29 protein-coding genes and 2 pseudogenes are annotated in these 25,309 nt (G+C 44.6%); 10 read left to right on the plus strand and 21 right to left on the minus strand.

The window, feature by feature from the left end; translation table 11 throughout:
- Positions 1 to 33 precede the first annotated feature (33 nt).
- The 3 genes and pseudogenes from AACU32_RS18890 to AACU32_RS18900 all read left to right on the plus strand — a co-directional run bounded on the left by AACU32_RS18890 (position 34) and on the right by AACU32_RS18900 (position 1,496).
- Positions 34 to 321, plus strand: coding sequence for an alpha-ketoglutarate-dependent dioxygenase AlkB (locus AACU32_RS18890; protein WP_339378070.1), 288 nt, complete (start codon positions 34 to 36; stop codon positions 319 to 321).
- A 167-nt stretch (positions 322 to 488) separates the two neighbouring features.
- Positions 489 to 623, plus strand: coding sequence for a hypothetical protein (locus AACU32_RS18895; RefSeq protein WP_339378071.1), 135 nt, complete (start codon positions 489 to 491; stop codon positions 621 to 623).
- 56 nt (positions 624 to 679) lie between these two features.
- Positions 680 to 1,496 (plus strand): annotated as a pseudogene (locus AACU32_RS18900) (IS5 family transposase).
- Between the two features lie 21 nt (positions 1,497 to 1,517).
- Here the strand turns inward: AACU32_RS18900 and AACU32_RS18905 are convergent.
- The 4 genes from AACU32_RS18905 to AACU32_RS18920 all read right to left on the minus strand — a co-directional run bounded on the left by AACU32_RS18905 (position 1,518) and on the right by AACU32_RS18920 (position 6,032).
- A complete protein-coding gene (locus tag AACU32_RS18905; RefSeq protein WP_096602266.1) occupies positions 1,518 to 2,225 on the minus strand; it encodes a transposase in 708 nt (235 codons plus the stop codon).
- Positions 2,226 to 3,240: 1,015 nt separating this feature from the next.
- Positions 3,241 to 4,362 (minus strand): fatty acid desaturase, encoded by a 1,122-nt coding sequence (locus AACU32_RS18910; protein ID WP_096602268.1) that lies wholly within the window; start codon positions 4,360 to 4,362, stop codon positions 3,241 to 3,243.
- 195 nt (positions 4,363 to 4,557) lie between these two features.
- Positions 4,558 to 5,106: a GNAT family N-acetyltransferase gene (locus AACU32_RS18915; RefSeq protein WP_096602270.1), complete on the minus strand. Its 549-nt coding sequence runs from the start codon at positions 5,104 to 5,106 to the stop codon at positions 4,558 to 4,560.
- Positions 5,107 to 5,195: 89 nt separating this feature from the next.
- Entirely contained in the window at positions 5,196 to 6,032 is an 837-nt protein-coding gene (locus AACU32_RS18920) for a class I SAM-dependent methyltransferase (RefSeq protein ID WP_096602272.1), read from the minus strand.
- A gap of 131 nt (positions 6,033 to 6,163) precedes the next feature.
- On the opposite strand from AACU32_RS18920, the gene AACU32_RS18925 reads away from it, so the two are divergent.
- A complete protein-coding gene (locus tag AACU32_RS18925) occupies positions 6,164 to 6,319 on the plus strand; it encodes a hypothetical protein (protein ID WP_339378072.1) in 156 nt (51 codons plus the stop codon).
- 188 nt (positions 6,320 to 6,507) lie between these two features.
- On the opposite strand, the pseudogene AACU32_RS18930 reads toward AACU32_RS18925, so the two are convergent.
- A pseudogene (locus AACU32_RS18930) lies at positions 6,508 to 7,074 on the minus strand (class I SAM-dependent methyltransferase); the annotation flags it as partial.
- Between the two features lie 578 nt (positions 7,075 to 7,652).
- On the opposite strand from AACU32_RS18930, the gene AACU32_RS18935 reads away from it, so the two are divergent.
- Positions 7,653 to 8,639: an NAD-dependent epimerase/dehydratase family protein gene (locus tag AACU32_RS18935; RefSeq protein WP_096602276.1), complete on the plus strand. Its 987-nt coding sequence runs from the start codon at positions 7,653 to 7,655 to the stop codon at positions 8,637 to 8,639.
- Here the strand turns inward: AACU32_RS18935 and AACU32_RS18940 are convergent.
- On the minus strand, positions 8,625 to 8,750 hold the full coding sequence (locus AACU32_RS18940; RefSeq protein ID WP_339378073.1) for a hypothetical protein: 126 nt from the start codon (positions 8,748 to 8,750) through the stop codon (positions 8,625 to 8,627). The genes AACU32_RS18935 and AACU32_RS18940 overlap by 15 nt on opposite strands.
- Here AACU32_RS18940 and AACU32_RS18945 point away from each other — a divergent pair.
- A complete protein-coding gene (locus AACU32_RS18945) occupies positions 8,743 to 9,309 on the plus strand; it encodes a GNAT family N-acetyltransferase (RefSeq protein WP_096608073.1) in 567 nt (188 codons plus the stop codon). The genes AACU32_RS18940 and AACU32_RS18945 overlap by 8 nt on opposite strands.
- Before the next feature lie 598 nt (positions 9,310 to 9,907).
- Here the strand turns inward: AACU32_RS18945 and AACU32_RS18950 are convergent.
- From AACU32_RS18950 to AACU32_RS18975, 6 genes are all read right to left on the minus strand, one after another.
- Positions 9,908 to 10,540 (minus strand): glutathione S-transferase family protein, encoded by a 633-nt coding sequence (locus AACU32_RS18950; protein ID WP_096602278.1) that lies wholly within the window; start codon positions 10,538 to 10,540, stop codon positions 9,908 to 9,910.
- Between the two features lie 110 nt (positions 10,541 to 10,650).
- Positions 10,651 to 11,085 carry a VOC family protein gene (locus AACU32_RS18955; RefSeq protein WP_096602280.1) on the minus strand — a complete coding sequence of 145 codons (435 nt, stop codon included), beginning with the start codon at positions 11,083 to 11,085 and terminating at the stop codon, positions 10,651 to 10,653.
- Between the two features lie 317 nt (positions 11,086 to 11,402).
- Positions 11,403 to 11,813: a VOC family protein gene (locus tag AACU32_RS18960; protein ID WP_096602282.1), complete on the minus strand. Its 411-nt coding sequence runs from the start codon at positions 11,811 to 11,813 to the stop codon at positions 11,403 to 11,405.
- Between the two features lie 227 nt (positions 11,814 to 12,040).
- Positions 12,041 to 12,472, minus strand: a complete 432-nt coding sequence (locus AACU32_RS18965) for a YciI family protein (RefSeq protein WP_096602283.1) — start codon at positions 12,470 to 12,472, stop codon at positions 12,041 to 12,043.
- 87 nt (positions 12,473 to 12,559) lie between these two features.
- On the minus strand, positions 12,560 to 13,057 hold the full coding sequence (locus AACU32_RS18970) for a VOC family protein (RefSeq protein ID WP_096602285.1): 498 nt from the start codon (positions 13,055 to 13,057) through the stop codon (positions 12,560 to 12,562).
- A 210-nt stretch (positions 13,058 to 13,267) separates the two neighbouring features.
- Positions 13,268 to 13,627 carry a YciI family protein gene (locus tag AACU32_RS18975; protein WP_096602286.1) on the minus strand — a complete coding sequence of 120 codons (360 nt, stop codon included), beginning with the start codon at positions 13,625 to 13,627 and terminating at the stop codon, positions 13,268 to 13,270.
- A 169-nt stretch (positions 13,628 to 13,796) separates the two neighbouring features.
- On the opposite strand from AACU32_RS18975, the gene AACU32_RS18980 reads away from it, so the two are divergent.
- On the plus strand, positions 13,797 to 15,065 hold the full coding sequence (locus AACU32_RS18980; protein WP_096602288.1) for an RNA polymerase sigma factor: 1,269 nt from the start codon (positions 13,797 to 13,799) through the stop codon (positions 15,063 to 15,065).
- A gap of 102 nt (positions 15,066 to 15,167) precedes the next feature.
- On the opposite strand, the gene AACU32_RS18985 is transcribed toward AACU32_RS18980, so the two are convergent.
- From AACU32_RS18985 to dinB, 3 genes are all read right to left on the minus strand, one after another.
- On the minus strand, positions 15,168 to 15,323 hold the full coding sequence (locus AACU32_RS18985) for a dihydrofolate reductase family protein (protein WP_096602290.1): 156 nt from the start codon (positions 15,321 to 15,323) through the stop codon (positions 15,168 to 15,170).
- A 330-nt stretch (positions 15,324 to 15,653) separates the two neighbouring features.
- The gene (locus AACU32_RS40755; RefSeq protein ID WP_096602292.1) at positions 15,654 to 15,911 is read right to left on the minus strand and encodes a DinB/UmuC family translesion DNA polymerase; all 258 of its coding nucleotides are present in this window, start codon (positions 15,909 to 15,911) and stop codon (positions 15,654 to 15,656) included.
- A gap of 206 nt (positions 15,912 to 16,117) precedes the next feature.
- Positions 16,118 to 17,032, minus strand: coding sequence for a DNA polymerase IV (dinB, locus tag AACU32_RS18990; RefSeq protein WP_096602294.1), 915 nt, complete (start codon positions 17,030 to 17,032; stop codon positions 16,118 to 16,120).
- Positions 17,033 to 17,422: 390 nt separating this feature from the next.
- On the opposite strand from dinB, the gene AACU32_RS18995 reads away from it, so the two are divergent.
- The 3 genes from AACU32_RS18995 to AACU32_RS19000 all read left to right on the plus strand — a co-directional run bounded on the left by AACU32_RS18995 (position 17,423) and on the right by AACU32_RS19000 (position 18,406).
- Positions 17,423 to 17,695 (plus strand): hypothetical protein, encoded by a 273-nt coding sequence (locus AACU32_RS18995; protein ID WP_096602296.1) that lies wholly within the window; start codon positions 17,423 to 17,425, stop codon positions 17,693 to 17,695.
- 218 nt (positions 17,696 to 17,913) lie between these two features.
- Complete coding sequence (locus tag AACU32_RS40760) at positions 17,914 to 18,108, plus strand: SDR family oxidoreductase (RefSeq protein ID WP_445223183.1); 195 nt, start codon at positions 17,914 to 17,916, stop codon at positions 18,106 to 18,108.
- Complete coding sequence (locus AACU32_RS19000) at positions 18,041 to 18,406, plus strand: SDR family oxidoreductase (protein WP_339378074.1); 366 nt, start codon at positions 18,041 to 18,043, stop codon at positions 18,404 to 18,406. The genes AACU32_RS40760 and AACU32_RS19000 overlap by 68 nt, the downstream gene beginning before the upstream one ends.
- 36 nt (positions 18,407 to 18,442) lie before the next feature.
- Here AACU32_RS19000 and AACU32_RS19005 read toward each other — a convergent pair whose 3' ends face one another.
- The 6 genes from AACU32_RS19005 to AACU32_RS19035 form a co-directional block, all read right to left on the minus strand.
- Positions 18,443 to 19,495: an NADP-dependent oxidoreductase gene (locus AACU32_RS19005; protein ID WP_096602302.1), complete on the minus strand. Its 1,053-nt coding sequence runs from the start codon at positions 19,493 to 19,495 to the stop codon at positions 18,443 to 18,445.
- Positions 19,496 to 19,673: 178 nt separating this feature from the next.
- Complete coding sequence (locus tag AACU32_RS19010; RefSeq protein ID WP_339378075.1) at positions 19,674 to 19,859, minus strand: hypothetical protein; 186 nt, start codon at positions 19,857 to 19,859, stop codon at positions 19,674 to 19,676.
- A gap of 488 nt (positions 19,860 to 20,347) precedes the next feature.
- A complete protein-coding gene (locus AACU32_RS19020) occupies positions 20,348 to 20,491 on the minus strand; it encodes a hypothetical protein (RefSeq protein ID WP_339378076.1) in 144 nt (47 codons plus the stop codon).
- Between the two features lie 37 nt (positions 20,492 to 20,528).
- On the minus strand, positions 20,529 to 21,950 hold the full coding sequence (locus AACU32_RS19025; RefSeq protein WP_096602304.1) for a sensor histidine kinase: 1,422 nt from the start codon (positions 21,948 to 21,950) through the stop codon (positions 20,529 to 20,531).
- Positions 21,947 to 22,324, minus strand: a complete 378-nt coding sequence (locus AACU32_RS19030; protein WP_096602306.1) for a response regulator transcription factor — start codon at positions 22,322 to 22,324, stop codon at positions 21,947 to 21,949. Before AACU32_RS19030 ends, AACU32_RS19025 begins: the two co-directional genes overlap by 4 nt.
- A gap of 361 nt (positions 22,325 to 22,685) precedes the next feature.
- Positions 22,686 to 25,292 (minus strand): chloride channel protein, encoded by a 2,607-nt coding sequence (locus tag AACU32_RS19035; RefSeq protein WP_096602308.1) that lies wholly within the window; start codon positions 25,290 to 25,292, stop codon positions 22,686 to 22,688.
- Between the last annotated feature and the right edge of the window lie 17 nt (positions 25,293 to 25,309).

A 25,309-nucleotide genomic window follows, 5' to 3' on the forward strand; every position in this document is an offset into this window, starting at 1 on the left:
TGCCATACCTCAAACTATACAGCAATTCTCATTTTGAGAATTGCTGGGAGCGGCCAGGATTCTATTGGCTGGCACGCAGATAATGAGCAATCGATGGGGCATAATCCAGCCATCGCATCTGTGAGTTTAGGAGCAGAGCGGAAGTTTCAGATAAAGCCCATCGGGGGCAAGCCGACTGATTTCTGGCTGGAGCATGGGAGTTTGCTGATCATGCACCCTGCTTGTCAGGCTACACACCTGCATCAAGTTCCGAAGACCAAGAAATTGGTTAGTACGCGAATTAATCTTACATTTCGTCCACACATAGGAGGTAGAAGATGACTAGCTTCACCTCCGCAGTACTCGGACAAATATAAACTCCCGTCAATATTCTCTCTGAATTTCTCGCTACTTTTAACCGTCGCCAGAAGTGTAAAGCAGCAATACTGTCTTGGCTTGATGGCAAACATTACTATGGGCACGAATGGGTCAGAATCACATTTGAGAAGTTGGCTGATATTTTGGGTTACTGTCGAGAAACTATCAGCCGTCATATGAAGGAGTTAGTTTTCGATGACTTAATCAAAGAACAGGCTGCTCAAAAATTTCCTAAGAGGTTGTTTGAAAAGTCGGGAATGTTGTAAAAAAGCTCTCTCAGTATACGCTGTGAATAGATAACAAACAGCACCGAGAGAGTGGTATGAGTAAAGCATACAAGAGCAACCTGAGTTTAGAGCAATATAAATTGATTAGTGACCTAATTCCGGAAGCGAAACCAGGTGGTCGAAAACGTGAAGTCAATATGTGGGAGGTGATTAACGCGATTTTCTACATTTTGGTAGAAGGAGTTAGATGGCGATAAGCCTTCGGCATAGCTTCGCTTACCGCTGCCTGGAGACTTTCCAGCTTGGCAGACGGTCTACACACAATTGGGAACTGGCGTAAAGATGGAACTTGGCTAAAAATTCATGACAGCCTGAGACAATGGGTTCGGATAGAAAATCAACGCCAACAAGCGCCCATCCGAGGCAATAATTCACAGTCAAAGCGTGAAAAGCGCCGCAATGGTCAGCAAGTTAGTTGGTTTTGATGCAGGTAAAAAGACCAAAGGACGTAAGCGATTTATGACCGTCGATACCTTGGGATTAGTGTTGAGGGTTTTAGTCACCGCAGCCAATGTAGCTGAACGAGAAGGAGGAAAACAAGTTCTCAAACGGGTCAAACAGTCTCATCAAAAGATATCTCGTTTGACAACCATCTGGGTAGATGGTGGTTTTGATGGAGAACCTTTTATGCAGTGGGTGATGAATGTTTGCCGTTGGATTGTGCAGGTAGTTTTGCGATCGCAAGAGGCTAAGGGTTTTGTGTTGCTCAAAAAACGTTGGGTTGTAGAGCGAACTTTTGGTTGGCTCATGGGATGTCGCCGATTAGTTCGCGATTATGAGTTATTGCCCGAAACATCCGAGACTTTTATTTATCTTGCAATGATACGTATTATGGTGAGGCGATTGGCATAATTTTTAGCCCTCAAAAACTTTTCAAACAACCTCTAAAGCTTTGAGAATGGTTTCTAACTCTATTGAACGCTCAGTTGGATCATCCCAGTTCAAATTTAACGCGGCTTTGAGGGAAGTTCCTGTGACTAGAGCATCTATTTGTGTTTCTTTTGCTACTTGCTCTGTTGACTGTTGCGAAGCCTGCGCCATTAACCTTACAGCTTTACGTAGCGCATGACCTAAGAGATTATATGTATCTTCTACTTTCGCCGCCCCCCATAAAGGCGAGGAGTCGAGTGCCGCCCTCAAGTTACTTGAACCAAACCCACCTTGCTGCTTTGCTATTTCTACCGTGCGCTCAATTAATTTCCGATCAACTTCAAAGTCTATCATCACTTGTCTAAAATTTACCAAAGTCCCTTTGCTGAATGGAGGTTTTTGGCAATCGTGACAGTCGAGTACCAACTGCCAACGTCTATCCATTACCAATGCCTCAATCACTTCATCATCTGAAACTCCGGTATATGCTTGTAAAATTAATGCCAATGCTAGCAGTGCTGGAGGAACTGGACATTGACCCACTGTACTGTCCTTGAACATAGTGGCTAAAGTTGCTTGAAACTCCTCATCAAAGAGGTGGTGACGATTGTGGCGTAGAAATATAAATAGTTTGGCCCTCTTAATCCGAGAAATGATAGCTTGTTCTGCCTCTGACAATTCGATGGGAGGATTCCAGTAGGGGGGACGCATAAATTATACCTCTAAATCATACCCAACTGATTTCGGTAAATCCCTACCCATATTACATCTAGTTTGTCAACCATAATTACTTGACCGACACGAGTGTTAACGATCGCATCCTTTTGTTCCTAGTTTTTTCCACTTCACATTATCTCTTTTTTGTCAATTGTGATTACTTGACCGACACCCTAGCCGAAGGCTTAAGCGGGAGCAATGCGATTTTGTGAGTTCGGCCAAAAAAGGTGCGATCGCTAAAAATCAAATCTAAGTGAAAAGTGCTTTTATTTACATGAAGTATATTATTTTACACAAAAATTTATCTTGATGAGATATCTCAAAAAGATTACTAGCAAGTATTTTGACGATTATTCCTAAAAATATCTACAATCAGTAGACCTAAAAGTTCTGCGATCGCGCACAGAAAGATACCTATAAATTGATCATTGTCAAAAAAACCGTATTCTTAGATACATTTTTTGGCAAAACCCTTGAGCAAGTCTAATTTACCCTCAAACAGATGCTTGAGTTTTTACGTCAAGTAGTAGACCGCAACTATGGAGTAAAGAGCGAAGTTTGTTTGCCATCTGGGTGATTTTGGTTGATTTCCGAGATATTTAATAAGTTTTACTTATTAAATATCCACAGCAGTCAGCTTTTTTATATTCCCTCAGAAAACGGTATCATACACTACTATTTTTTAGCGATCGCAGAACTTTTTGGTGGTCTTCTCCCAAGGGGAGACGCTACGCAAACAATTAGTGGCGGCTCTGAATCCCCCACTAATTGATTCTGACTCCTTGGCGGAGCATCTCCGGCTCCGCTCCTGACTTCTGGCTTCTGGATTCTTCTTCAATTTTGCCAAATTGGGATGCTCCCGTTGTTTGAAACAACGGTATTCTTTACGAAAAAGATAAGGTTCAAAGTCACGCCTCTTGTGGACGATAGCTCCCTCGCTTCCTTGATTGAGAGCAACTCCCGCAAGTGGCGTGGTTTTTCTCCTCTGCTCTCCTGCTCCCCTGCTTTTTCACGCCTCGTTGGCTCTCTCTAGGTCGATGGATTGTGCAGCTTGACGAAACGATGCTATCGACGTCAGGCGATTGGAGGGACAATCCCACAGAATGTATTTGAAGCAATCAGGAATATCTACCATTCGCAGCCTTTTTGCATTCCTAAGCAGGTGAATATTTTGATTGTGGCAAGCTTGGAGGTTGTAATTGGGGATTCTGTCACAAAGATGATGAATGTTATGGTAGCCGATATCGGCGGAAAACCACTTTAAAACAGTGGGTAACTCCAGATAACTGCTGCCCTTAATTGCCCCTTCGAGATAGTCCCACCCTTCAGTTTTGTGGGCGTAAGAGCCATCAAAGTTGTGCTGAACAAAGAAGATGCAGATGAGGATTGCCCCAGCACAAGTTAGCGTGATTGAGTAAACGCTCACGAAAAAACCAAATCCAAGTAAATACCCCAGAAAAATCCAGCTGCCGACTACACAAATGTTGTTGAACAACAGATGCCAAAACTCAGCCGCAGTGTACCAATTTCTAGACTTATGAGAGGAGATGATTCGAGGTAAATCCATAAAAGGATCTTGCTGCAAGCAAGTCAGTAGATGAATGATAAAATCATATGTTCCGGAAATCAGGGCGAGTCTTGGCTTAATTGCGACATAGAAAAAACCTCCCGGAAAGATCATCAATGGGTGCCTCAGTAGTTCATAACGCCTTTGGGCTGATGGGCTGAGGCGAGCAAACTCCTCAGTAGAGAGTAATGCACTAGGACCGCGATAGCGTTGCCAATCACCGTTGGTTTTGTGGTGATAGGCATGTCCTCTTGACCACGGATATTGAGGGATGGCGTTGATTACCCCCAGAATAAAACCGATAATTTGATTAACCCTTTTTGAACGAAAGAGTGAATAGTGTCCGCAATCATGCATTAAAGAAAAACAACGCGATGAAAACAGCATCATCAAGACTATAGTAGGCACAAGCAACCAAAAACAATTAGCAGCTGCTTTGTGTGCTAAAAACCATAAAACTACATAAGGCACAACCGTATTCAGGATTTGATAAGTTGCCCGTAAGTCGCTGCTGTTCATGTAAGGAGTCAGGACAAAATCCGACTTTTTCACTGCGGTTTCCATTAAATAAAACTTTCTCCTAGCGGCTAGTGCAAAACTGAACATTACAGATTCAATGCAGAACAATATCACAGATCCCATCCTGAAGCTTCAAAGCCACAACAACACTCTGCTGTTGAGCCTCCTAAAAGTGAGGACTTGAAAAACGAGATTTTAGACTGTAGCCAAGAACCAATTTGTCAAACCGCAGAGCCAGAGCTACGCCAAATTAGGAAACCACTCATCGTGCAATAAAGCATAAATATACTCATCCTGCCATGCGCTTTTGATGAACTGGCTTTGCCTTAAATGCCCTTCGCGCCTCATACCAAGACGTTCCATGAGCCGAAAGGATGCTGTGTTGCGTGTGTCACAAATTGAGGTAATTCGGTGCAACTTACGATCTACAAAGGCATAGTTAAGCAATACTTGTGCAGCCTCGGTTGCATAACCATATCCCTGATAGTTAGGGTGAAGTGACCACCCAACTTCGCCTTTACTTTGTGCTCTTGGTAAAAGGTTTATGCTAACCTCGCCAATTATTTTGGCATCGCCTATATGGTAGATTCCAAACATGATATAGCCCCCATCATCGCCGATTTCCACTATTGCTTGTCGGGTGAGAAAGCTCATTGCTTGCAATGACGTAAGTGGTTCTACTGGCGTATATTGTAAAACTTCAGCGTGAGTTTGGTACGCCAGAAAATCAAGCAAGTCTGTCTCTGCCATACGGCGTATGATTAACCGTTTCGTTTCCACAGACTTCATACTTTTATTCCTTTCGTCAAGCAGTGTGGTAAAAATCAGTATGGGGTTTTTTGTACAAACCCCAATGTCTCATCTTTATCAACGAATTATTATTTCGGCTTGCGTCCGAAGACGTAAAAGATAGTGAGATCGTTCCAAATTCCTTGTTCAGTTTGCAGTGCCTCCAAGGAAGCATCAAATTCTACTTTAGCCTGTGCCAATTGTTCAGGTGTGAGTTGCAATAAGGGATTAGGATACTGTCCGGGTACAGGAGATGAGGCATTACCTATCCACATTCCCTTTGCTTTCTCTAAACTGATGTAACTGCCATCAAGCTCTGATTTAATTTCAATTTCTGAAAAACCTGCTTGTTGGAGCATTTTCTGGCATTTTTCAACTGTTCCAGTTGGCTTGCTAAACAACAAGGAAACGCCATACTTTTCAAGTACCCTCTGTGCTACGACCCCTTCGACAAAAGCGGTGTCTGCAAAAGCATGAAAGCCAAGTAAACCTTTTGGTTTAAGAAGCCCATACCATAGTCGCAACGCACCCACTAGATCAGACATCCAAATCAACGCAGATGAACAGAAGATGTCATCAAAACTGTTCAATGGGAAATCCAAGGCTTCAGCGTCTGCAAGTTGGAACTCAATGTTACTCAACCCTAATGCAGCAACTTTTCGTCTAGCCTGTTCGAGCATCCCAGTCGAAATATCGACCCCAATCACTCGACCCAATGCCCCCACAATTTGAGCCGCTTCAAGTGCCACCATGCCTGTTCCAGTTGCAATATCTAAAACCTGCTGTCCAGGACGAATATGTGCATATTCAACTAAACGGTGAGCAATGCGAGGATGCCAGTCACCGTTATCGTAAGTAGAACTCCGGCGGCTATATAAATCTGCTATCTGCTGCTTGTATTCACTTAGTTCTACTTGGTGGCTCACTGCGTTTTTCTGACTCCTTAGTGACCAACTTTGACAAATTTAGATATATTATAGAATCTAAAACCCAATTACCGAAATGGCTGTGAGCACCCATGCTACGGCTGAATCCAATAATAGCAGAGGTATTAAGTATGGCAAAGCAAGATGCTCCGCTCACAGGAGAAGCGTTGATTAAAGAAGTCTGTCGTCGCATTCGAGTAGCTCGTAGCTATTGGGATGCTCATAACAATGCCGCTTGTCGAGGTGAGCGCGATCGCGCAGCTTGCCCTTTACAACACATTAACTAAAGAGCAAAAACAGCAGATACCGCAAGTCTTGCGGGTGTGGCTGCGTTATCGCAGTGAGAAATATTTTGGCGCACATCGAACACCGCCATTGTCGGCACGAAAATCGAAATAGATACTACCAGAGCGTTCGTTGTTCAATTTACGCACATCGAATTTTGCTTGGTACACTTACGACACAACCCAAAAAGTCAATGCTTTTCCAGGATGCAGAAGAGCGCTTTGGGAAGTGGATCAAGTGTCCCATGATAGACCGTTTGTTGAGCCAAACGCAGATTAAATCGCTCTTTAAATATCTGCTGAATTTCGTCTGGCGTAAAGCGGTAAGGGCCTTGTTCTCTTGTTTCCAAGTCAGAAAAGCATTTCAGTAACAGGTAGCCATTAGGCTTTAATAAATTCGCAACTGTTTGCACATAAGTACTTCGACTTTGGGGTGGCAGAACGTGGAAGCATCCTCTGTCAAGAATTAAATCGAAAGATTGTTCCAGACGACTGTTGAGAATGTCATCTTGCCGAAACGAAATTTGTAATCCCTTGTGGTTCGCTTTTGCTGCTGCCTGACGAATGGCCGTCTCTGACAAATCTGTCGCTATCACTTGGAAGCCTAGTTCGGCTAGGGCGATCGCTTGGGTTCCCGGCCCTGTTCCCAAATCCAGCACCGAGCCATTGCTCAGTTCAAGGGTGAGGAGAGCTGATTCGACATCTGGATCTAAGCTTGGGTTGAACCAGGGCATGGTTTCAACGGCTTGTTCTTGATAGAGCGCTTCCCAATTGGGAAATTCTCGTTAAGTCATTGTTAGTTACCTTTTGAGCTTATATTAACGCGATGTGCCTAATTCTCTGCCATCACCAGTTAATCAAATAACAGACCCAAAAGCGATCGCTCATTATCCTCAACTTTGGGAGCAGGAGCGGTGAAGATCAAACTCAACAGTGTGTTTGTTGATGACCAGGAAAAAGTTCTGAGGCGAATGGCACGCTTGAAAAGGGGAAATCGTTGAGGCAGCAGGGGGGCTCCAGGAGCGGAGGAGCAGGGGAGAAAAAAGAAGTTTAAGGCTGTGCGTTCGCAAGAAATAGAAATCCCCCCTGCACCCCTGCACCCCTGCCCCTCTGCAATCCTTATACTGTATACCCTTCAGCTTAACTTAGTGCCATTCAGTTCTGAGGCTATGAACGCTTGAAGAAATTGGGTGTGGTTTTTCATTCCAAACCAACTCCAAGGCGAGAGGTCACAATCGCTGTATTGGATGACACTTGTGGTAATTTCATCTGCTTGGCTGACAAAAGTGGCAAAGCCTAAAGCGTAGCAACCTCTACCTATGATTCATCCTATGCCATGAAAATTCTTGCGATCGGGGCAACAGGTTTTGTTGGTTCACATGTCACTCACCAATTAATGGCGCAAGGGCATCAAGTCGCCCTGTTTCACCGAGGTAGCACCACTACTAGTGAATTAGATTCGCTGGCCCATTTCTATGGCAGACGCAATCAACTACCCAACTTCAAAGCCCAATTTGAACAATTTTCTCCCGATGTTGTTCTTGATATCATCCCTTTTACAGAAGCACAAGCACAGGATGTTGTTCAGGTGTTGAGCAACTGCACTCAGCGTCTTGTTGCTATCAGTAGTGGAGATGTTTACCGTAACTATGAGGGTTTGCAGGGTCAGGGAAGCCATCCCCCTGACCCAGTGCCCTTAACTGAAGATGCACCACTGCGGGAAACGCGATACCCCTATCGAGACTTGGACGGGTTAGACTTTGAGTTTAAGCAGGATTATGACAAGTTCCTGGTGGAACAGGTGCTAATGGAGCACCCAGAACTTCCTGCCACAATTCTCCGGTTGCCAGCTATGTATGGTACTGGCGATCGCCAGCATCGATTTCTACCCTATCTTCGGCAGATGTTTGACCAGCAACCGATTCTATTGGAGGAGGAACAAGCCCATTGGCGCTTCTCTCATGGCTATGTAGAGAATATTGCAGCAGCGATCGCACTCGCTGTCACGGACGATCGTACCGCTGGACGCATTTACAACCTGGGTGAAGCATCCACTCCAACTTTACGGGAGCGAATCCAGACGCTCGGAAATTTGGTGAATTGGCATGGCGAGATAGTAACTCTTCCCAGAGATCAACTCCCTTCTCATTTGCAGATGAATTTACAGTGGCAGTATCATCTGGCAACTGACACAACTCGTTTTCAAGAAGAGTTAGGCTATGTTGAAGCCATGACTAAAGAGGAAGCGTTGCGGCAAACGATCGCCTGGGAACGAGAAAACCTGACCGCAACCAGTCCAGAGTCGCGATCACTTAGCAGATGATAAAGCGGCGGGATGACAAAGCAAGGTTCGTACTCCCAGTTCAGTGTTATTTATCACGCCTGGTGAAGGAACCCAGCAGCGATCGCTTTCCTCAAACATGGCTATGGACATTACCACCAAACGATTTCTTCTCCGTGACTTTGTTCAGGAAGATGAGCCTGCATTCCTTGCTTATCACGCTGATCCTCGTTATGCCGAGTTCTGTTCACCGGAAGAAGTGACCCCGGACTTTACTTATCAACTGTTTCAACGGTTCATACAATGGGCAACCGAAGTTCCTCGATGCAATTACCAGTTGGCGATCGTCGAGCTCCGCAATCTGGAGTTAATTGGCTGTGGTGGATTGCGGCAGGATGGCTATGCTGCCGGGCAGGCAGAACTTGGAATTGAGCTAGCACCCCAGCACTGGGGGCGTTATGCCTATGCAATCGAAGTTGGGAAAGCTCTGATTGATTTTGGGTTCCGCGATTTGGAACTAAAGGAAATTATTGGTCTTTCTGTGAGTGCTAACCTGAGAGTATCCCGGCTAGCAGAACGTTACGGATTCCAGGCGATCGGTACACAACCTGGTTCCGGCTGGATGCATATGCAAGGGTGGAGCCAGATTAAGTGGCAGCTTACCAGAGAATCATGGGAGCATTTATTTCCTTTGACCAGTTCGGTTAATTGAGCTTTTTGGAAGAAGGAGCAACGTAATTCAAGGAGTGTCGCGATGTCAATCCATTCCAAAGGCTATGGCAAAGCGGACGCTCAGCAACCTATCACCCCACAAACTCAATTTCCGATCGCTTGACTGAGTAAATCTTTTACAGCGATCGCAGCGCTGCAATTGGTAGAAGCTGGAAAAATTAACCTGGATGTCCTGGATGTCTCTGTAAAACAATAGACCTCTTGCAAAAGTGCTTTTTGCACTCTTGGGGAAAAGGGTAAAGGTTAAAGGGGAAGGGCAGGGCGGCCGCATCATGTCAACAAAAAGAGTTTATTCTCAATAAGCTGAAAAATAGTCGCATTAATAGCTGCTTATTGACATATGTTTAGCGATCGCTTTTAAGCTTGGAGAATAAATCAAACGCGAAATAGTGATTTTTTCGTTGGTTCTCAATCTTGGTTGCGATCGAGAGTAATTTAGATGCGTTTGCCCTGAGGGGAAGGGGACAATACAGAACTTTTTCCCCTTCCCCCTTGACCTTTTCCCGACTTATGCAAGAAGTCTAATATCTACCAGACTTCACTCTGGCTGATACCCAAACGGCTGATCAGATCACGAATCATTGTGAGGTCTGATTGAGACTTGCAAGTGCAGCTGCGATTCGCCCAGATGCCTTTGGTCGTTTGTACATTCGTTCCATGTAGTCCACCAGCGTGGGGAAAGTGGCGAGTAGCTGAACTTCGTTCGCCCAATCCAGTGTGTAAGCAAGCACAAAATCAGCCACTGTGACGTGTTCACCCACTACAAACTGCCGATCCAACAGATGGTTCTCTAAAACGACAGCCATACTGGTGAAGTCTTGCCGAGCGAGAGATATTTCAGCAGGCAATCTTAACTCTTCTGGGTATATAAACGTGTGGCGAGCGATACGCCATAGCGGCTGTTCCAATTCGGTGGCAGTAAAGAGGAGCCAACGATAAAGCTGTGCTCGCACAAGCAAGTCTGTAGGTACCAGGTTAGATTCTGGGTACTTCTCACCGAGGTACAAAGCAATGGCTACGGATTCAGTGATGATATGTTCGCCATCGATGAGTACAGGGAGCTTGCCAGTGGGATTGATGGTGAGAAAATCGGGTGTACGGTGTTCACCTGCCTGCATGTTGATGGAGATTGCTTCAAATTCCACCCCAAGTTCCTGGAGAACCCAGCGAACTCGAATTGATCGCGTGGGAGCAAATTCATAGAGTTTCATGAATCAACCTCAGTGATGTGCAAATACCTTTCATCTTCTTGTATGAATGGGTGTGCTCATGTTTAGATGAGTTCGCTTTCTTTGTGTTCCACTGGTTGTTCTGTTGTGGTTCACACTCCTGCTCCTTCCCTTTGGGCCTCAACTGGATGGGTTGCTTCGGGTTCCATGTAAATCAGTTCCCAAATGTGACCATCTAAATCCTGAAATCCATGCGCGTACATAAATCCGTGGTCTTGAGGTTCGTTGTAGGTTGTGCCACCAGCAGCAACGGCTTCACGAATCAGCTGATCCACTTTTTCTCGGCTCTCAACTGATAAGCACGTCAACACTTCGGTACTTTTTGTGGCATCGCAAATCGGGTTGGGTGTGAATGTTTTGAATTTTTCATGCGTCAAAAGCATCACAAAGATGGTTTCGGACACAATCATGCAGGTGGCCGTTTCATCGGTAAATTGGGAGTTGAACTGAAAGCCAAGTTTTGTGAAAAACTCGATGGATTGGTGGAGATATTTGACGGGTAGGTTGACGAAAATTTGAGTACTCATGGTTTCTCCTGGTGTAGTTAGTTGTTGGTCAGTGGTCAGTGGCTATTTAACCTGAGTTCGGGTTAAGCCAGAAGCTAAAAAGCTTATTCTGTCAGGATTGAATAAAACTGGAATTGATCAAAGCAGGGATAAAAGTGGAATTATTTTGTCAATAAGGTTCACAAATGAAACTAATCTCAGCAATATATCTTATTGACAATAGATGAAAACAGAGCTTTAGACCGAACAACGATAATTCAAGGCTTTTGAGGATTTATTATCCCGAACTCAGGTTATTTACAAAAGACAAAGGACGAATGACAGATGTTGGTATAGGCTCAGATGGTTTGTTCGCAGTTGATCATCCACGGTGTCCCAAACTGATCGATCAACATGCCAAAGCGCGATGACCAGAACGTTTGCGCGATCGCCATCTTCACCTTGCCGTTTTCTGCTAGAGCGTGAAAAAGCCGTTCTGCCTCAGCGATTTCAGGAACGCTAATTTGTACGTAGAAACCTTGCGGGGTTTCAAAGTATCCTGGTGGGCAGTCAGATCCCATCAGGAGGCGATCATCTAGTTCAAGGCAAGCGTGCATGATTTTGTCCTGCCATTCCGGTGAGACATTTTCTGCCGAAGGTGCTTCTTTGTGTGTCATCATCATAGTCATCTTGCCACCCAGACATTGTTCATAGAACTTGAACGCTGCCTCACAGTTGCCGTTGAACATCAGGTAAGAATTGAGTTGCATTGATTTCTCCTTTTGTAATCGATTCTGCGTTTTGATGAGCGGATCGTTCGCATATAAACATCATGTGCGCGGTTGCTGATGACCAAAGAGGCAGGGGAGCAGGGAGCAGGGAGCAAGGGAGAAAGATACTGGAGTTCCCCTGCCACAAGGGTTGCAAGCCCCTAAATTTATTTATGGGGTTCTCCCCCCTGCCCCCCGCCCCCTGCCCCTTGTCCTCTTCGCTGACGTTACTCTTGCTGTTGCGTTTCAACCTGAGCGCGAATGCGGTCTTCCTGCTCCCTTAAGGCGGGTGTCAGGACTTCACCAAAATCCTCTGCCTCGAATACGGGACGAATTTCAATCTCGGAGTCTCCTGGCATAGGGTTAGGGCAGCGCTTTACCCAAGCAACTGCCTCGGACATTGAGTTCACCTGCCACAGCCAGTACCCTGCCACTAGCTCCTGCGCTGGAGTAAAAGGTCCCTGGGTGACGGTGCGATCAGTTCCTGAAAAGTGAACTCGCACCCCTTTTGAGCTAGGATGAAACCCCTCAGCGGCGAGCAAGATACCTGCCCTGGCTAATTCTTCGTTGTACTGCCCCATTTGAGTTAAAAGCTGTTCGCTCGCCATGACCCCAGTTTCGGAGTCTTGGGTTGCTTTGACAAAGACCATGACTTTCATTGTGAAATCTCCTGTTGAATGGTTTTGAGTTAGATTGCGAAGGGTTGGGTGTGCTGATTAGCACAAAGCGCAACTCCGAAGGAACCGCTAATCAGCAGCAACACGTTTGAGTTCATCAATCTCGATCTTCTTCATTTGCAGCATGGTATTGGTTACTTTTTGAGAGGTTGCCGCGTCGGGGTGGTTGAGTAACTCAATCAGAATGCGAGGAATAATTTGCCAGGAGACGCCGTATTTGTCTTTGAGCCAGCCGCATTGCTGTGCAGTTTCATCCCCACCGGTAGACAATTTTTGCCAGTAATCGTCCACGTCCGCCTGGGTATCGCAAAAGATTTGGAAGGAAATCGCCTCGTTAAATTTGAAGGTCGGACCACCGTTGAGTGCTGTGAACGGCTGACCATCAAGTTCAAAGCTGACAGTCATGACAGATCCGGCTGGTTTTCCGTGAATTTCCTGTCCAGCGTCTCCATATCGACTGACGTGGACAATTTTGGAATTGCGAAAAATCGACGTATAAAACTGAGCGGCGGCTTCGGCTTGATCGTCAAACCATAAACAGGGAGTGATTTTGGAATTGTTTTGCATGAGAGTTCTCCTTGCATTCAAGCGGTTAAGGACGGTCAACAAGAAGGGTGTAGGGGGTAGGGTGTGGGGTGTAGGGAAGACTGCATTGGTCGGGGCTTGAACACCCACCAATACTATCGTCTTGAAAAGACGGGGCTTGTAACCCTATGGTTGTTGGGGCTAAATATTCACTACACCCCACACCCCACACCCCGCCCCAACGGGGCTTGGTCAGGGCTGTGCTGGTAGTCCCGCAACTTCGATGACAGGACGGATTTCGACGGTGCCGACTTTTGCACCTGGGATGCGGGTGGCGATCGCAATGGCTTCATCCAAATTCTGAGCATTAACGAGGAAGAATCCACCCAATTGTTCGCGGGTTTCGGCAAATGGTCCATCGGTCACGAGTGATTTACCATCACGGACTTGAACACTGGTTGCGGTTGCAACAGGATGGAGTGGAGCCGTCGCCAGAAATTGTCCTTGAGTATGCAAGTCCTGGGCGAGTTGGGCAGATTCCCCATAGCAATGCTCCCGCTCGGTGTCGCTCATGGCGTTTTCGTCCATATAAATCAGCAGCAAATATTTCATTTGGTTACCTCCTTTGTGATTAAGTCGAACGGGAATTGTCCAAATCGACACCTGAGTGCAAAAATTTTGTTTAGTACAATTGAACTTATCTCCCTTTATCAGTTAGTCGAACGGCAATTGCTCAAATCGACACCTTGCCCAAAATTTTTTATGTCTTTTTGTCAAAGGTATGGCTTCAATCCCAAAAACAGATGTGGCTCAAGCAATTGCTGCCCTTTATCGAACTGAATGGGGGCGCATTGTCGCTATTCTGATTCGGCTAGTCGGAGATTTTGATGTAGCTGAAGAAGCTGCACAGGCAGCATTTACAGCAGCAGTGAATCAGTGGGAAAACGACGGTATTCCCGATCGTCCCCGTGCCTGGATTATCCGAACTGCCCGGTACAAGGCGATTGATCGCCTCCGACGACGCACGAAACTGACCGAAAAACTGGAGTGGTATGCAGCATCTGGCTTAATTCCATCGACTGAAGAACCAAACTATGACAGTGATGAAATTGGAGACGATCGCCTGCGATTAATTTTTACCTGCTGTCACCCGGCACTGGCAACGGAAACTCAAGTAGCGTTGACCCTGCGAATGTTGGGTGGACTAGAAACCGACGAAATTGCCCGCGCCTTTCTTATACCGACTGCAACAATGGCACAGCGGTTAGTTCGTGCTAAACGCAAAATTCGAGACGCAGGCATTCCTTACAAAGTACCTGAGACGACTGATCTCGCTCCCCGGATAGAGGCAGTCCTGAGAGTCATCTATCTCATCTTCAACGAAGGCTATGCCGCAACCAAAGGAGATGCGATCGTGCGGGCTGACCTCTGCATCGAAGCGATTCGCTTGGGGCAACTGGTGCGGCAATTGCTGGCACCCCAACCCCCATCTGAAGTCACAGGATTGGTGGCGCTGATGTTATTGCACGATTCGCGGCGCAATGCGCGTCTAGATGAGGCAGGCGATTTGATTTTGCTAGAAGATCAGGATCGCAGTCGTTGGAACCATCTACAGATTGCTGAGGCGTTACCTCTAGTAGAGGAAGCGTTGCTCTTTGGAACCGGAGTGTATGCCCTGCAAGCGGCGATCGCAGCCCTCCATTGTCAGGCAACCCGCGCCGAAGAAACAGACTGGGCGCAGATCATGCGGCTTTATGAAGTGTTGGAACGCTTGCAGCCCTCACCCATCGTGACCTTGAACCGAGCAGTGGCGATCGCAATGGCAGACAGTCCTCAAGCCGCATTTGGACTGATTGATCGCCTTGCTCCAGAACTGGACAGCTATCATCTGTTTCATGCCACCCGTGCAGATTTATTCCGGCGTGTTGGAGCATTAGAGGAAGCGAAGAGGAGCTATACACGGGCACTAGAATTAGTGACAAATGACAGTGAGCGTCGTTTTCTGGAACGTCGGTTGCGCGAAGTTCAACCTAACATTCAGTCCGGCTAAGGGTTTACAACCGTTTAAATTGGGCAAACAATGTGAAAGCTGTTTATGTTTCGCCTGTCTTAGTTCTGTTTCGGCTCATAATTCAAAACAACAACACCGCATTCAAAGGATGTTGATTTTACCAATTGCAACTGGATTGATAAAGAAATGAAACTCATCAATCAGTCTATGGTGGATGAGAGCCGATACAAAAGTCGCTCCGCCATCAGCAATGATATAGTTTACCTCCTGGTTTTTAAGTTGAGTGATTTCGTCCACAAAATCACCCTTGGCTAATACCCTATTGTTCCACTATGACTGGTTCAGCGTTTTGGTAAAAACAACTTTGTGCGTGTCTGTAAATCTCTTTTCGGAGGTAAAGTCCTCATCATCCGGATTCGCAGCGACACCAGCCCAGTGAGGAATAAACCACAATTTTTCCGACTTTTAAAATCGATGGTGAAGCAGCTATTATTAGTCCAGGCAGACTATAGTCTTGGGAAGTAAAAATGTTAGCTGATATGAAAAACTCACTCATTCTACCTGAACAATACCTGTTTGGAAAGCCAAAGTAGTTGCCGCTATGTTATATGGACTGTAGTCTTCTATCTAAAGTTTAAATAAAGGTAATTGAATTACTTCAAATGCTTTGTGATTATCCAGATTGGACAATGAAATTCCTAACAACCTGATACTACGGTTTTTCAATTCAATTGAATCAAATAAGAAGATTGCAGTTTCAAAAATTATATCTCCTTTCTTAATGGGTGACAAAAGAGTTTTACTGCGTGTGATTTGATGGTAATCAGAGAACTTGACCGAAACGATTTTAGATTTTAGATTTTGGATTAAATGAAAATTTGAAATCTAAAGTATTTGGTTTCAAGCTTCTGGGTTAACCGGATTTTAGATTTTAAATTTTGGATTTTGGATTGGGAATAAATCTAAAATCTAAAATTTATTGACAAGCCCCTGCATTAATGCATAGGGATAATCTAAAATCTAAAATCCAAAGTCTAAAATTGAGTGACCCAGAAGAAAAACAAAAATTTTTCAATATTTAAGCCTCTTCTTTATAAGGAGAGGTTAATCCAAAATCGTAAATCCAAAATCCAAAATTGAATGACTTTCAATGTCAGGGTGCGTCCTCCTGAGGAGTGCTGCTCCAAGCGTTGCTCTACAATTTGAGCAATTTGTTTGAGTTCCTGTAGCATCTGATGGCGCTCGCTTAAGTCCCAAGCAAACGATGTTTCTGCACCAATCGACTTGCGAACTCGATTCGGCTCAACTGAGCGATCATCTTCTGCTCTGGCAATTTTGTAGTAATAATGCCCCACCTTGCCAAAATTTTGTGTTAATTCAAAGAGCGAACGTGCCTTTAAATCTGCACCAGTGTGAATGCCCAGAGCGTGCATTTTCGCTGCCGTTACCTCTCCTATGCCGTGGAACTTCTCAATTGCTAACCCTTCTACAAAGGCGCTCGCATTCTCTCTTCGAATCACTGTTAATCCGTTGGGTTTGTTTTGCCCCGATGCCATCTTTGCCAAAAACTTGTTAATTGACACACCGGCTGTTGCTGTTAAGTGAGTTTGCTCTAGTATTGCGGCTTTGATGTACCTAGCAATCGTAGAAGCGTAGGTGATGTTTTGCTTATTTTCGGTAACATCCAAGTAGGCTTCATCTAAGGCTACACCTTCTACTAAATCGGTGTAGCGTTTAAATATGTCGTGGATTTGCTGTGAAATTTCTCGGTAAACTTCAAATCTTGGTTTAACAAAGATAAGGGATGGACAAAGAGCGATCGCAACTGCGGAAGGCATGGCTGAGTGAATGCCAAATTTTCTGGCTTCGTAACTAGCGGCGGCTACTACACCGCGTTGATTGGGACTGCCACCAACTACTAATGGTTGGCCTCGGTAGCTGGGATGATCCCGTTGCTCTACTGATGCGTAAAAGGCATCCATATCAACATGAATAATCTTCCTCATCCATTTACTGACTGCAAAAACATAGATTTACCGCAAAATATGTTTTTTTATCCCCAATTTTGCTCCTCAAGCGCTTTGTGTTTTGCATACCTTGTTTGCAGAAGTTCAATCCTATGGTACTAACTTTATAGTACATAGGCACTATATCAGCCAGAAGAGATGCCTAAAATCATGAACTGGGTATACTGCCCGACTTTCACCTAATGCCCTGAATCAGACCAAGCCATAGAAAGAACTTGCGAATACTAAATTGCTACCTTCAACAGACCGAACAGATTGGCTTGTTTTCACTACTTGTGAAGGGCTATTCAATCACTCACCATAGATGAGGCGCACAACTTTTAGCTACATCTGTTTTTCTGCTATCAAGCTTTTGACACCAAGATAAACATGAAACCTATCAAAAAACCGGAAGTATTGATTGTCAAAAAGTCTGTTGCTTCACAGCCAGCACTTGAGGAAGTTGCTCCCGTAGAGACAGTCTCTGCTGATGAACCTATCATTGACCAGCAGCCAGATTTGGAGGTAGAAAGCCAATTGACAGAATATATTCACGTCTTTGCTCCAGCGCAAGACGCTCCAGTTCTCCAGTCTGTGGGTAACACTGGCTGGCAGGTTTCTGACATCTGGCGAGATTTACGTGTTGATAATTTTTGTGATTGATATTTTCTCTATGGTTAGTTGCAACAACTATTGTACTTTTGTGCAGTTGCAATATAGCGAGAATAATCAGGAAGTTTCACCAGATTTTCAACTCATCTTCGGCCCAATTTTGTGGGCACCTGTTGGCTGATTCGCGATCGCTGACTGATTTAGATAAGGTATTTGCCCAAGTCAAATAACGATGGGTTAGACTCGACATTTTGTTTGTCAATGCTGGAGTGACCAAGTTTAGACCATTACTTGATGTAGACGAGGCATTTATTAATGAAACGATGGATATCAATGTTAAGGGGTCACTGTTTGCGGTGCAGAAAGCTGTTCCCCTGATGCCAGCCAATAGCAGCATTGTCTTTAACACTTCAATTCAACAATCAAATGGGAATGCCTGGTTCTGGTATCTATGCTGCCTCTAAAGCTGCCTTGCGATCGCTTGTGAGGGTGTTAGCAGCCGAACTGATTGGACGCGGAATTCGAGTCAATGCCGTTAGTCCGGGGCCAATTAAAACACCTCTGTATGACAAGCTAGGATTTTCTCAAGAACAGTTAGGGGAAATAGCTACAAACCTTCAGCAAAGCATTCCCATGAAACGATTTGGAGAACCAGAAGAGATTGCCAAAGCCGTACTATTTCTAGCAAGCGATGAATCGTCGTTTGTTTTGGGTGAAGAACTGGTGGTAGACTGTGGCTGGACGCGATTAATATCAAGTTGAGGAGATTGGTTATGAAAATGAGCTTTGTGTCGCTACCTAATCCAACTTCACTACCATCTTGCCAAGATTTTTTCCTTCAAACAGACCGATGAACGCGCCTACCGCTTGGTCAATTCCTACCACCACTGTTTCCTTATTCTTCAGCTTGCCGGCTCGGAAATAGCCGCCCACTTCCTGTTCAAATTCACCTTGACGATCTAGCCAATCGCGAACAAGTAGCCCTTTCATCGTCAACCGTTTAGTAGTCATGTTAAATAAATTGGATGGGCCGGGCTGCGGCTTTTCCTGGTTGTAACTGGAGATACCGCCACAAGCGACGATCCGGCCATGTACACGTAACACCGAGAGCGCCGCTTCGAGCATTTCGCCTCCTACATTATCGAAATAAACATCAATCCCGTCCGGCACATCCAGGTTCAGTTGTTCAAGGATAGGACTAACCTTGTAGTCGAAGGCGATATCAAATCCACATTCTTCCCGCAGAAACTTGACCTTCTCCATTGAACCAGCTGACCCGATCACCTGGCACCCGCGCAATTTCGCCAGTTGTCCGGCCACGCTTCCCACCGCGCCAGCAGCTCCCGAAATAAAAATGATATCGCTGGCTTTAACCTCTACCAAATTCAACCCAGCCCAAGCAGTCATGCCCGTCATGCCGAGGACACCGAGGTACACTGAAAGAGGTTGAATCTCGTGGCTGACCAGATGCAATTCTTTCGGCGAAGCCATAAAGTATTCTCGCCAGCCAAAGTTGGAAGTGACGGCATCACCCGCCTTGAATTCCTGGGTACGCGACTGGATGACTTCGCCTACTGCGCCGCCTTCAAGGGGTTTGCCTAACTCGAAACTTGGAACATAGGATTTCCCGTCATTCATGCGACCGCGCATATATGGATCTACTGACATATATAGATTGCGAACCAGCACCTGCCCATCTTCAAGCGGCTCCAGTTCGGTCTCCACAAGGGCAAAGTTATCTGCGGTTGGCATCCCCTTGGGGCGGGAGACCAGTCGAATTTCGCGGCTTATAATATCTGTCGTAATTTTCTCTTCATGAGTTCGACTAACAGAAACATTTGCTGAAGTCATTTGTTCACCTCGTCAATTGACTGTTTTTTACTTTTTAAACGCGGTAGTTTCGTTTTATGCTAATAATCTTCATAATTCATAATTAAAAAGGTATTTTACCTAGTGCTTATACAAGCATTCGGAGTTTTATTTGGGGTCTAAAACTGTCTTTAATTACGAATTACGAATTATCTGATTTCTATGTAGCTACCGCAGCAGTTTCAGCATCTAATCTGGCAGCGATCGCTTCTAAGATTGCTTTTTCGGCTTCTTCCATCTTCGCCATTGCTAAGAATGTTGCTGCATAGTCTTCAGCTTTACCTGCTCGATGTTCGAGTTTCTTGACTTCGCGACTCGCTTTCCATTCCTCGACATTCGACTTCACCTCAGATTTTTTTCCTCGAATTGAATTTTGAGCTTTGCCTGTTACTCGTCAAATTATTGTTTCTGATCTGCTAGCTTTGTTTTTACTTAGTAGAGTTTCGATTAAATTTCGGCTTGAGTTTATTTATCTGTACGATTGAATCCTTACAAAATTTACCTAATATAATCTCTACCTTTTGAATGTTTTAGTCAAACTTATACAAAATCCTGGCAATTGCAACGCTTACTGAAACATAATTTTGATTACATAACAATTAAAAAATCAAATCAATAAAATCACACTTGGCTTTGAAGTGGAAAGACAAATATAAATTGATCAAGCTTGATTAAATCTTTCTTGTTACTCAAGATTAATAGGTGATATTTTTAAAATCAACAGGGAACCACGATCGCAATTGTCACCCATGATGCCTCGGTAGCAGATCAGACAAAGCGGGTGATTCAAATGCAAGATGGCGTGATTGTGGAAAGAGCGATCGCCCAACATCTCTAACACCAGCATTGTTTTCTTGGAGAATTGTGCAGGGTAATTAGTTTTAGTCTGGAGGCGATCGCTTCTTTTGCGTTTTTCCAGCCTGCAAAGCTAGGTGGGAAACCTTGGACATTCTCATAGCCTAATAGGTGCAGTGTCATTACCCTCATTGCTGATCGATAACCAGAGGAACTATGTTTAGCCTTTTAAAGGCAAACTAATAGTGAAAGTTGCACCTTGATTAAGAGTACTAATAGCAGTAATACTACCTTGATGAGCTTCAATAATTCTCTTGGATATTGCTAGCCCCAGACCGTTACCTTTACCTTTACGTGCAGGGTCTGTTGTATAAAATTGCTCGAAAATTCTTGGTAAATCATTTTCATTTATGCCTTTTCCCTGGTCTTGAATTTGAATAATTGCTTGTTTTCCTTTGCTGTATCCAGAAATCAATACTTGAGAGTCGGCTGGTGAGTGTTTGATGGCATTATCTAATAAGTTGAGAATCGCCTGTAATAGTCGCTCTGGATCGCCCTGTATCATAAGGCTATCTACGTTTACTTGTGGGGAAATGTTCCTGGCTTGCATTCGCGGTTCTATTGCATTGACAGCACGGTTAATCAACCCCGCTAGTGAAATGCTTTGCTGTTCAAGTTGTGTGACTCCCGCTTCTAAACGTCCTAAATCTAGGAGGTCATGAATTAATCGTGCTAAACGTTTAATTTCACTATCGATAGTTTGAAAAAAGCGATCGCGTATTTCTGGTTCTTCATAAGCTCCGCCTTTAAGTGCGTCTACTGTTACCTGTACATTACTTATCGGGGTACGCAGTTCGTGAGAGACATTAGCTAAAAACACCCGGCGCTCTTGATCTAGGGAAGCTAACCTCTCACTCATCCGGTTGAGTTCTGCTGCTAATTGATCTAACTCATTGTTTTCATGGATCGTTAGCTTATCGCCAAAATGACCACCACCTAAGCGAATGGCAAAGTTCTGCATAATCTCAATCGGTTTAGAGAGACTGCGAGCAAAGCGACTGCTAATCAATGCACACAGTAAAATTGTGATTGCTAGCGTACCCAAAACACTCCAAAACACCCTTGCAAACTGTCGCTGAAACTGCTCCAGGGTCATAGACATTCGCAAGACACCCAAAAATTGACCGTGGCGTTCAATCGGTCTAGCAATGTAGAGGCGATCTTTGTTAGATAAAACTCCTTTAGCAATTCCTTGTTCTACACGATTTTTTAGAGCTGCGCGCATTCCTGGAATTTGATACCAGTCTTTAACTTGAGAGTCTAACTTTGGGTCAGAAGTGGCTATCAGATTACCTTGTTGATTAAAAACACGCAACGTCACATTTTGTGGTGCGCCATATCTTTGTACTAGCACCTTTACCTGAGGAATATCTTTTTCTTCTAGTCCATCTGCAACACTTTCACTTAATGCACTTGTCCAGTTATCCAGATCTACTTGTCGCATTCGCATGAAATAATCAGAGAACGACCACAGGATATAACCTGCTAGGAGTGACGTTCCAAAAGCTGTCAGCATCAAGTATGTGCCAAACAGCTTCGCGTGAATTGTGTTTAATTTAATCCGGGGTAAGAAGCCTCTCATGAAGGCTGTTCCTCAGAACGACGACGCAACACTGCTTTGATGCGTGCTAGCAATTCACGGGTATTGAAGGGCTTAGTCACATAATCGTCCGCTCCGGCTTCCAAACCCCAAATTTTATCTACATCCTGATCTTTAGCTGTGAGCATGACGATGGGTACATTAGAAAAAGCTCGAATTCGCCAACAGACTTCCATGCCACTAACTTCCGGTAACATCAGGTCAAGTAAAATTATATCTGGTACTTGCTTATGGAACTGTTTGATTGCATTATGCCCATCAACGGCTGTACTCACTGTGTAGCCTTCTTTTTGTAGTGTATATGTGAGACTGTCACGCAGGGCTGCTTCATCATCCACGAGTAAGACGTGTGGCATTTTACATTGTAAATTTGAGACAACTTTTTGTAATTATAAGATGTATTAGTTTTTGTATATTTGACATCTATCTCAAGAAATAAATTAAGTTATTCAATAGTAATTAAAAGCCAAAAATTAGAGAATTTTAGTTGATTAAATAATGTTGTACTAATTACTAGAAAATGGTGAAAATGTTGTAAGAATTCAGGAATCAGAATCCAGTAGCTAGAATAGTTACAGAATGAGGATAAAATTTAATGAATCAACATACCAATCATTTGGAATTCCTTCTAAATTCTGACAACTGATTCCTGTGTGCTGAATTCTTACAAATTATTTAACTAAATTTTAATGTCCCCTGCCCTATTTTTCAAGTTAGTTATGCTGTTGCACTCCGCACCAAAATAACTGTGCAATTACTCCTACGAGAAATATTTTCGGGAATATTGCCGTTAATCGCTTGCTTGAGAAGACTTTCACGACTAGCACCCAAGATAATCACATCACTGTGGTCTTGTTGGGCACAATCAATGACAGAGTCAGGAACAGAACTAGCTCTGACTGGGGTAGCAGTTACCTTACCGCTGACTCTTGGTTTCAGAAAACGAACACAGTTGTCGAGCAATGTTGTATCTGGTTTAGATTCAGTAGGTGGGAAAACTTGATATAGCTTAATAGCAGGTGATGAACTTAGGGAACTCAGCGCAGGTAATAACTGAATTGCTTGGCTGGAATTGGGGCCGCCTGCGATTGGCAGCAACCAACGCTTAAAACCTTTTTGATCATTTAATTTAACTAATACAACATCACAGGCGGCCTGTCGAATTACAGTATCCACTACTCGGCTGAAAACTCTACCAGGAGTTGAAGTATTGCCTTTCCAACCCATCAATACTAAGTCAATATGTCGTTCTTTGACAGTCTCCAAAATAGCCCCAGCAACATCATGGGCAACCCGAATTTGTGTATGAACAGGAATTCGCCAATCTTCTCCTAACTGTACAGCCTGCTGCAAAAGATGATGACTTTTGATGGTTTGCACTGGTGTTTCACTGGGAGTGCGATCGCGTGGAACTATAATCACTTGCAGACATTCTATTTCGTAATTCTTCTCTTTAGCGATCGCTGCGGCCATTTCTAGTAAGGTCTCGGCTGTCTGCGGATGGGACAATGGTACTAACAACCTGCCTTTTCTGATAGCAGGAGCGCGAGTTTGGTGAATCACATAAGAAGGTTCTAATGTCCTTGTCGGCTCCATGTTTTCTAGATTGCCATTCAGCCGTTCTGCTTCGACGCGGATAATATCAGTGCGTGTAATAATGCCTATGAGTTTGCGACCTTCTGTAACAGGCAAACAGCTCAAGTTATAACGGTTGAGCAGATGCAGCACATAAGCCAGGGTAGCGGAGGGACTGACTGTAACTGGCTCTGGTGTCATAATTTGATTGATAGCTGTATCACGAGCTAACTGCTGTGAGCCAGTATTGACTACATCTTTTTGAGTGACAATACCCACAAGTTTGCCATTCTCTACAACTGGGAAATTGCGATGGTGAGAATGAGAAAATGCCTGTACTGCTTCATCAATACTCATTTTGCTGGAGAGAGTTTCGACACGGCGCTGCATCACATCTGCGGCATTTAACTGTGCTAAAAGTCCCTCGGCAACAGGTTCTTTTTTAATATGAATGCCCTTCCATTCAAGTAGCAAATCGTAAAGCGACCGAGGATCAATTTTTTCCGCTACTAAATAGGCAACTACAGACACAATCATCAACGGTAGCACCAAATTAAAATCTGTTGTCATCTCAAACACAATGACAACTGCTGTAATTGGCACCTTAGAGACAGCACTAAAAAATGCCGCCATACCTACATGGGCGTAGGTTGTGGCTGCACTCATGCCCAGTAAACTCTCTTGGGTAGCACCTACTAAGTAGCCAAGGGCAGCACCTAAGACCAAGGTAGGAACTAGTAAACCGCCCGGTGCGCCAGAGCCGTAGGTTAAAATAATTAGGGTAAATTGAACAACAAGAGCGATCGCCGCAAATAGTGAATCACTACTACCTGTAAGTAACATCTCTCGCAGTCCAGCATGATCGCGAAAGGCTACGGGTAACAGGGCGATCGCAACACCGGTAACTAACCCAACAATTCCAATTCGCCAGGGTAAACTCACACGTAGCAGGCGGCGGTTCAGTGCCAGACTAGCAAGAATACCTTTATTAAACAGAATACCTAGTAGTCCAGCCAGCACACCCAAAATCAAGTAGAAAGGGATTTCCTGAGCGAAGAAAGTTGTATGCAAAGAGGCTAAATTCAAATGACTCAGATCTAAGCTGTGACTACCATAGAGCCGGGAGATGACTGAAGCGATAAAAGAAGCCAAAATTGCCGTGCCAAGAGTAATACCTGATACATCTTGGAGTAGTTCTTCTACTACAAACAGGACACCTGCGATGGGTGCATTAAAAGCGGCAGCTAACCCAGCCCCTGCTCCGGCGGCGATCAGTTGACGACGATGTTCTGGGGAAGTCGGCACCCAATTACTCAGTTGATTAGCTAAAGCTGCCCCAATTTGCACAGTTGGGCCTTCCCTTCCTAAAGGCATTCCAGAACCTAGTACTAGGGTTGCGCTGACTAACTTGACTAGAGCAATCCGCAAATTCAACGGCATAGGTACACGAGCTAGTACCGCTTTAACTTCAGACATCCCGCTACCTGATGCTTCCGGTGCAAAGCGCTCTACTAACCAACCAGCTAAGATTCCTCCCAACAGCCCAATGCCAGGTAACACTAAATAAGCAGGCCAAAGATAAGAAACATGGACTCGCCATGCTCCGGCCCAGTCCACTGCTTGTCCTAATAAAACTGCTGCTAGCCCTGAAACCAAACCAATCACGCAAGCCTCAACAAAAGCCAAGCGTCTTGGTTGAAGCATCTGGCGGTAAAGCCTCAACCAAAGAATTTTTCCCCTCACTAACATAATTTTTAGCAATCACT

Source organism: Calothrix sp. NIES-2100 (genome assembly GCF_963875285.1).
Taxonomy (GTDB): domain Bacteria; phylum Cyanobacteriota; class Cyanobacteriia; order Cyanobacteriales; family Nostocaceae; genus Aulosira.

What these genes read in the sequence shown, in the direction of transcription:
- AACU32_RS18905 (WP_096602266.1), bottom strand. Translation starts at nt 2,225, where the DNA reads ATGCGTCCCCCCTACTGGAATCCTCCCATCGAATTGTCAGAGGCAGAA.
- AACU32_RS18910 (WP_096602268.1), bottom strand. Translation starts at nt 4,362, where the DNA reads ATGGAAACCGCAGTGAAAAAGTCGGATTTTGTCCTGACTCCTTACATG.
- AACU32_RS18915 (WP_096602270.1), bottom strand. Translation starts at nt 5,106, where the DNA reads ATGAAGTCTGTGGAAACGAAACGGTTAATCATACGCCGTATGGCAGAG.
- AACU32_RS18925 (WP_339378072.1), top strand. Translation starts at nt 6,164, where the DNA reads ATGGCAAAGCAAGATGCTCCGCTCACAGGAGAAGCGTTGATTAAAGAA.
- AACU32_RS18935 (WP_096602276.1), top strand. Translation starts at nt 7,653, where the DNA reads ATGAAAATTCTTGCGATCGGGGCAACAGGTTTTGTTGGTTCACATGTC.
- AACU32_RS18945 (WP_096608073.1), top strand. Translation starts at nt 8,743, where the DNA reads ATGGACATTACCACCAAACGATTTCTTCTCCGTGACTTTGTTCAGGAA.
- AACU32_RS18940 (WP_339378073.1), bottom strand. Translation starts at nt 8,750, where the DNA reads ATGTCCATAGCCATGTTTGAGGAAAGCGATCGCTGCTGGGTTCCTTCA.
- AACU32_RS18950 (WP_096602278.1), bottom strand. Translation starts at nt 10,540, where the DNA reads ATGAAACTCTATGAATTTGCTCCCACGCGATCAATTCGAGTTCGCTGG.
- AACU32_RS18955 (WP_096602280.1), bottom strand. Translation starts at nt 11,085, where the DNA reads ATGAGTACTCAAATTTTCGTCAACCTACCCGTCAAATATCTCCACCAA.
- AACU32_RS18960 (WP_096602282.1), bottom strand. Translation starts at nt 11,813, where the DNA reads ATGCAACTCAATTCTTACCTGATGTTCAACGGCAACTGTGAGGCAGCG.
- AACU32_RS18965 (WP_096602283.1), bottom strand. Translation starts at nt 12,472, where the DNA reads ATGAAAGTCATGGTCTTTGTCAAAGCAACCCAAGACTCCGAAACTGGG.
- AACU32_RS18970 (WP_096602285.1), bottom strand. Translation starts at nt 13,057, where the DNA reads ATGCAAAACAATTCCAAAATCACTCCCTGTTTATGGTTTGACGATCAA.
- AACU32_RS18975 (WP_096602286.1), bottom strand. Translation starts at nt 13,627, where the DNA reads ATGAAATATTTGCTGCTGATTTATATGGACGAAAACGCCATGAGCGAC.
- AACU32_RS18980 (WP_096602288.1), top strand. Translation starts at nt 13,797, where the DNA reads ATGGCTTCAATCCCAAAAACAGATGTGGCTCAAGCAATTGCTGCCCTT.
- dinB (WP_096602294.1), bottom strand. Translation starts at nt 17,032, where the DNA reads ATGAGGAAGATTATTCATGTTGATATGGATGCCTTTTACGCATCAGTA.
- AACU32_RS18995 (WP_096602296.1), top strand. Translation starts at nt 17,423, where the DNA reads ATGAAACCTATCAAAAAACCGGAAGTATTGATTGTCAAAAAGTCTGTT.
- AACU32_RS19005 (WP_096602302.1), bottom strand. Translation starts at nt 19,495, where the DNA reads ATGACTTCAGCAAATGTTTCTGTTAGTCGAACTCATGAAGAGAAAATT.
- AACU32_RS19020 (WP_339378076.1), bottom strand. Translation starts at nt 20,491, where the DNA reads ATGACACTGCACCTATTAGGCTATGAGAATGTCCAAGGTTTCCCACCT.
- AACU32_RS19025 (WP_096602304.1), bottom strand. Translation starts at nt 21,950, where the DNA reads ATGAGAGGCTTCTTACCCCGGATTAAATTAAACACAATTCACGCGAAG.
- AACU32_RS19030 (WP_096602306.1), bottom strand. Translation starts at nt 22,324, where the DNA reads ATGCCACACGTCTTACTCGTGGATGATGAAGCAGCCCTGCGTGACAGT.
- AACU32_RS19035 (WP_096602308.1), bottom strand. Translation starts at nt 25,292, where the DNA reads ATGTTAGTGAGGGGAAAAATTCTTTGGTTGAGGCTTTACCGCCAGATG.